Below are 569 nucleotides of genomic sequence, written 5' to 3'. Positions count from 1 at the left end.
GTGATATTAATCTGTTTAAATCTGGACTGGATCCGGATTTGTATGCGAATACCGACTGGATGAAGTTGCTTCTTAAGAAGGGTGCTCCTACTTATCGTGCAAATATGAGTGTCAGTGGGGGTGGTTCTCTTGCCCGTTATTTCTTATCTGGAAGTTATGTGGATGAATCGGGTATCTATAGGGTGGATAAGGATCTTAAGAAGGAGCATAATACTAATGCGGACTATCATCGTTGGAATTACCGGATGAATACAGATGTCAATATTACAAAAACAACCTTGTTAAGCTTGGGCGTTTCTGGGTCTCTGGATGCCCAGAATAGGCCGGCAGCAGGTGATATTTGGACATCATTGTTAGGGCAGATTCCTATTGTTCCGGTAAAATTTTCAAATGGTTATTACCAGGCTCAAGGGACTGGTTTCCGGACAAATCCGTGGGTTTATGCCACTCAGGAGGGATATGCAGAAACTTGGAAAAACAAGATTCAGTTGACTTTAAACCTTAATCAGGATTTAGGTTTTATTACCAAGGGACTTAGTTTCTTTGGTCGTTTTGGATACGATACAAAT

At 41.1% G+C, this 569-nt stretch carries 1 pseudogene; it reads left to right on the top strand.

From position 1 onward, the window contains the following. A pseudogene (locus ACYRYG_RS13340) lies at window positions 1-569 on the top strand (SusC/RagA family TonB-linked outer membrane protein); the annotation flags it as partial.

This window comes from Segatella asaccharophila, from assembly GCF_054687055.1.
Note: the sequence above shows the minus strand (reverse complement) of the source record. Positions and strands in the feature narration are given on the sequence as shown.